Annotated in this window: 5 protein-coding genes; 1 reads left to right on the forward strand and 4 read right to left on the reverse strand. The window is 69.2% G+C overall.

What is annotated here, in order from left to right; all coding sequences use genetic code 11:
• The 4 genes from QZ609_RS24180 to QZ609_RS24195 all read right to left on the reverse strand — a co-directional run.
• A partial coding sequence (locus QZ609_RS24180; protein WP_295500307.1) for an MFS transporter occupies window positions 1-858 on the reverse strand: 858 nt, incomplete at its 3' end.
• Between the two features lie 153 nt (window positions 859-1,011).
• Entirely contained in the window at window positions 1,012-2,358 is a 1,347-nt protein-coding gene (locus tag QZ609_RS24185; protein WP_295500309.1) for an amidase, read from the reverse strand.
• A gap of 162 nt (window positions 2,359-2,520) precedes the next feature.
• Complete coding sequence (locus QZ609_RS24190) at window positions 2,521-3,210, reverse strand: DUF2848 domain-containing protein (protein ID WP_295500311.1); 690 nt, start codon at window positions 3,208-3,210, stop codon at window positions 2,521-2,523.
• Between the two features lie 41 nt (window positions 3,211-3,251).
• The gene (locus QZ609_RS24195; RefSeq protein WP_295500314.1) at window positions 3,252-3,965 is read right to left on the reverse strand and encodes a GntR family transcriptional regulator; all 714 of its coding nucleotides are present in this window, start codon (window positions 3,963-3,965) and stop codon (window positions 3,252-3,254) included.
• 167 nt (window positions 3,966-4,132) lie between these two features.
• Here QZ609_RS24195 and QZ609_RS24200 point away from each other — a divergent pair.
• A partial coding sequence (locus QZ609_RS24200; RefSeq protein ID WP_295500317.1) for a flavin-dependent oxidoreductase occupies window positions 4,133-5,337 on the forward strand: 1,205 nt, incomplete at its 3' end.

The raw sequence follows: 5,337 nt of genomic DNA on the forward strand, positions 1-5,337 counted from the left end.
GCCCAGCTCCTTGATGATCGACGGCGTCCAGAACGCGATGGTGGCGTTGCCGCTGACCACGCAAAAGTAGATCAGCGCGCAGATCCACACGCGGGGGTTGGCCAGCGCCGCCGCAAACGAGGCGTGCTTGGCCGGATCGCGGTTCTCCACCTCGACGGCGCGGATCACGGCGTCCTGCTCGGCGGCGGACAGCCACGTCGCCTGGCGCGGCGTCTCGGGCAGCCAGGCCAGCACGGCAAAGCCCGCCAGCACCGAAGGAATGCCTTCCAGCAGGAACAGCCACTGCCAGTTGGCCAGGTGTCCCACGCCTTCCATGCGGCTCATGATGAAGCCCGCCACCGGGCCGCCCACCACGCCGGCAATCGCAAACGAGGTCATGAACAGCCCGTTGATGCGCGCACGGTGTGCGGAAGGGAACCAGTAGGTCAGGTACAGCACCACGCCCGGAAAGAAGCCCGCCTCGAAAATGCCCAGCAGGAAGCGCATCGCATAGAACGAGGCTGGCGTCTGCACATAGATCATCGCCATCGAGGCCAGGCCCCACAGGATGGTGATGCGCGCCAGCGTCTTGCGCGCGCCGATCTTCTCCAGCAGCAGGTTGCTCGGCACCTCGAAGAGGAAATAGCCGATGAAGAAGATGCCCGCGCCCAGGCCGTACACCGCCTCGCTGAACTGCAGGTCCTGCAGCATCTGCAGCTTGGCGAAGCCGACGTTGACGCGGTCGACCCACGCCAGGATGAACAGCACCACCAGGAACGGCACCAGCCGCCCGGCGATGCGGCGATAGGTGGCGTCCAGCGCGGTGGTGTGGGGCGGACTGCCGGCCGGGTCGGCGGGCATCGCTTGGGTTTGAGACATGGTTTTCCTCCGATAGGGATGCTGCCCGGCTTGGGTGTGCAAAACGCAGGCGTGAGTTGGGCCTGGCGCGTCTGATGCGCGCCTTTGGGTGTACTGCGAGAACCGCCCGCGTGGCCCGGACGCGGCGGTGGGGAGCGGGTTCGGGCTAGGCGCTCAACGCAGTGCTGCCTCCACCGCCCGGCCGACGCGCAGGATGCGCGCATCGTCATTGGCGAGACCGCACAGCGACAGGCCGACCGGCAGTTCGCCGGTGGCATGGACGGGCAGCGTCAGCGCGCAGCCGTCCAGGAAATTGATGACGCTCGGGTTGCGCAGCGTGAGCGCGTTGGTGCGGAAGAACTGCGCGTCGTCGGCTTCGAGCGGGGCCACTTCGGGCGGCACGATGGCCACTGTAGGCATCAGCCACGCATCGAGATTGCCCAGGCGCTTGTGCGCGGCGGCGATCATGCGCGCGCGTGCGTCCAGTACGTCGATGTAGGCGGCGGCGCCCATCTGCTCGCCGCGGCGGATGCGGGTGGCGACGCGCGGGTCGTATTGCGCCTCGGCACGCGCCAGCAGCGGGCGGTGCCATGCCCAGGCCTCGGCCGCCGTCAGGCCGCCGCCGCCGTTGATCTCGGGCAGTTGCAGCAGTTCGGGGAAGCTGAAGCGGACGATGTGTGCACCCGCGCGTTCGAGGCGGGCCACGGCGCGGTTGAACGCGGTGGCGACGGTGTCGTCCAGGTCCGCGCCCACGTAGTCCTGCGTGATGCCGAAGCGCAGGCCGGCGAGCGGCACCGCTTCGGTATCAAGTGTTTCGCCACTCAGGATGGCGTCAACGATGGCGCAGCAGTCGACCGAATTGGTGAGCGGCCCGCCCGAATCCAGCGAGGTGGACAGCGGTACGCCACCGGTCATCGGCACGCGGCGCGCGGTGGGTTTGAAGCCGGTCAGCCCGCAAAAGGCGGAGGGGATGCGGATCGAGCCGCCCGTGTCGGTGCCGAGCGCCGCGACCGCCATGCCGCCGGCCACCGTCACCGCGCCGCCCGAGGTGGAGCCGCCCGCCGCGCGGGTGCCGTCCGCCGGCGTGCGCGGCGTGCCGTAGTGTGGGTTCAGGCCCAGGCCCGAAAACGCAAACTCGCTCATGTTGGTGCGGCCGAGCAGCACGGCGCCAGCCGCGCGCAGGCGGGCCACGGCGGCGGCATCGGCGGTGGCGGGCGACTGATGCGCCAGCGCGCGCGAGCCCGCACGGGTCACCTGGCCCGCCACGTCGAACAGATCCTTGATCGACACCGGCAGCCCCGCCAGCAGCGACGGCACGTTGCCCGCCGCGCGCGCGGCATCCGCAGCACGGGCCATGGCCAGTGCGGCTCGCGTGTCGATGCTGACATAGGCGGCGCCGCCGGTGGCGCGATGCGCCTCGGCGCGCGCCAGCGCGGTCTCGGTCAGGGCGACACTGGTGGTGCGGCCGGCGGCCAGGTCGGCGGCCAAGGTGCGGATCATGTTCGGGCGAGGCGTCATCATGCGGATCTCCGGGAGGTGAGCGTTTGTCGGAACCTGTTCATGGTCCGTAGCGAGCGGCCCGAGGGTGGCTCGAGAAGCGCAGCCGTACACGTGTACGGCGAGCACGCATTTGGCAAATTCGGGGCCAAGATCGGGTCGCGCAGTAGGACCATGGGCAGGTTCTCAGCCTTCGACGGGCAGCGTGTGGACAGCATACCGATGGCGCAGCTCGCCGCCCGCCACCGGGTCGATCAGCGCCATCTCGAAGGCCTCGCCAAAACCGAGTTCGCCGATGATGGGCTGCGTGCCGCAGAACATGGCGGTGCCCACCGGCAGCTCCGTCGATAACATGCTGGCGCCGGTGTAGCGGCGGATCAGGTCGCGCGGGTCGAGCATGCGCGTGACGCTGCCCTCCTGGTACAGCGCGGTCTGGCCGTCGCGCGTGCGCCAGGTTTTCATCTGCAGATGGTCCCAGTGGTCCGCCAGCGCGTCGAAGCGCCACACGTCACGGCTCACGGGCTTGGCGCACATCTGTTTGGAGACCGTCACGCCGTACGCCTCGACCTTGCGATCGGTGTGGTCCGAGCCGATGCCGACGAGCAGGCCCAGCGGCGTGGAAAACAGCACGAACTCCGCCTCGCCCGACGAATCGGCACCGGGGATCTCCACGTGCGCGTCCGTCGTCAGCAGCGAAGCTGACACGCGATAGAAGCACGGCACCCGCGCCGGGCGCGCCACGCCGATGGCTTCCAGCTCGGCGATGTGGTGTTCGACGGCGGCGGCGTCGCGCCCGGTCCAGCCGGCGATGACGAGATGGTCGACGGCAACGTCGATGGGGCCGTGGCCGATCAAGTTGAGGTGCAGCGTGGTCATGCGGAATCCGGAGATGCGTTGAAGCGAAAGGGGGGCGGGCGTCAGAGCGTGCGGATGATGGTCCGGCGGAACTCGTCGATGTGCTCGCGGACGGCATCGCGCGCGGCGGGCACGTCGCGGCGCTCCAGCGCATCGAGGATGGCGAGGTGCTCGTCGTAGACGTTCTGCAGGTGCTGCGGCTCCGACAGCGACAGGAACCAGAAGCGCGCCTGCTTCTCGTGCAGCCCGCGCAGCAGCTCGGCCAGCACGCGGTTGCGCGAGGCGGCCGAGATGGCGAGGTGGAATTTGAGGTCCAGTGCGGCCAGCGCGGCGATGTCGCGCTGCTCGATCAGCGCGGGCGACGCATCGACGATGGCGCGCATGGCTTCGAAATCGGCCGGGTGGGCGCGCTCGGCGGCCAGGGTCACGCACAGGATCTCGTTGGTGGCACGCACCTCGATCATGTCGAGCACGTCGTTGAGCGACAGCGGCGTCACCAGCACGCCCTTGCGTGGCAGGATCGAGACCAGGCCCTCGACCTCCAGCCGGTGCAGCGCCTGGTGCACCGGCGTGCGGCCCAGGCCCAGCAGCGCGGAGAGCTGCGCCTCGTTGAGCGGCTCGCCGGGGCGGAACTCGCACGACATGATGCGGCGCTTGATCTCGCTGTAGGCGAGTTCGCGCAGGGCGGCGCCCTTGGGGGCGTGCTCGGCGGGTTCGGTGGCGAACGGTGCAGCCGTGGCCGCAGCAGTGGACACCAGCTTGATTGGACGCGACATGAGGAGGCAGCCCCGGATCTCGTAAAAGTCGAGTGATGGTATTGTGATATATCACTGAGCGTCAAGCCGTCAGAGCGTCCCATTCGCCTAGGGATTGCCCTGATCCCGGGGCGACCGACTGGTCTTCATATTTGTTATAGACTGCAACAAATTTGACGGAGACAGCCATGAAGATCGCCATCATCGGGGCAGGCATCGGTGGGCTTACGCTTGCGCTGATGGCCGAGCGGCAGGGCTTCGAGGTGGAAGTGTGGGAGGCCGTGCAGACGCTGCGGCCGCTGGGCGTCGGCATCAACCTGCTGCCGCATGCCGCACGCCAACTGTGCGAGCTGGGCCTGGAAGACACGCTCGGCGCACTGGCGATCCGCACGTCCGCGCTGGCCTATTACAACCGCTTCGGCCAACCGATCTGGCACGAGCCGCGCGGCCTGGCAGCGGGCTACGACTGGCCGCAATTCTCCATCCACCGCGGTGAATTCCAGATGGCGCTGGCCGATGCCGTGGCCGAGCGGCTCGGGCCCGATTGCATCCGCCTGGGCCACAGCTTCGAGGCCGTCGAATCGACCGGCGAGGGCGGCGGCCCGGTGCGCTTCACGCTGCGCGATCGCGTGAATGACGCCATCGTCGAGTCGTCGGCCGACGTGCTGATCGGCGCGGACGGCATCCACTCCGCCGTGCGCCGCCACTTCTACCCGGCCGGCGACGCACCGCGCTTCGCGGGCCGCATGCTCTGGCGCGCCATCACCGATGCGGAGCCCTACCTCGATGGCCGCACCATGTTCATGGCCGGCCACCAGGACCAGAAGTTCGTCGCCTACCCGATCTCCGAGCCACTGCGCCAGCAGGGCCGCGCACGCATCAACTGGATCGCCGAGCTACGCGTGCCCGACGCCGCCCCGCCGCGCAGCGACTGGAACCGCGAGGTCGACCGCGCCATCTTCCGCAGCGCCTTCGCCGACTGGCAGTGGGACTGGATTGACATCCCCGCGCTGATCGACGGCGCGCAGGCGGTGTACGAGTTCCCGCTGGTCGACAAGGACCCGCTGCCGCGCTGGGCCTTCGGCCGCGTCACCCTGCTGGGCGACGCGGCGCACCCGATGTACCCGATCGGCTCGAACGGCAGCGCGCAGGCCATCCTCGATGCGCGCGCGCTCATCGACTGCCTGCTTGCCACGCGTGACACCGGCACCGCCCTGCGCGAATACGAGGCCGACCGGCTGCCGCGCACCGCCGGCATCGTGCTGCGCAACCGGCTGAACGGCCCGGAGCAGGTCATGCAGCTCGCGCACGAACGCGCGCCGCAGGGCTTCGCCCGCATCGACGACGTGATCCCCCGCACCGAGCTGGAAGGGATCGCGATGCGCTATAAAAA

The sequence above is a fragment of the uncultured Ralstonia sp. genome, assembly GCA_913056305.1.
GTDB lineage: Bacteria > Pseudomonadota > Gammaproteobacteria > Burkholderiales > Burkholderiaceae > Ralstonia.

What these genes read in the sequence shown, in the direction of transcription:
- QZ609_RS24185 (WP_295500309.1), bottom strand. Translation starts at nt 2,358, where the DNA reads ATGATGACGCCTCGCCCGAACATGATCCGCACCTTGGCCGCCGACCTG.
- QZ609_RS24190 (WP_295500311.1), bottom strand. Translation starts at nt 3,210, where the DNA reads ATGACCACGCTGCACCTCAACTTGATCGGCCACGGCCCCATCGACGTT.
- QZ609_RS24195 (WP_295500314.1), bottom strand. Translation starts at nt 3,965, where the DNA reads ATGTCGCGTCCAATCAAGCTGGTGTCCACTGCTGCGGCCACGGCTGCA.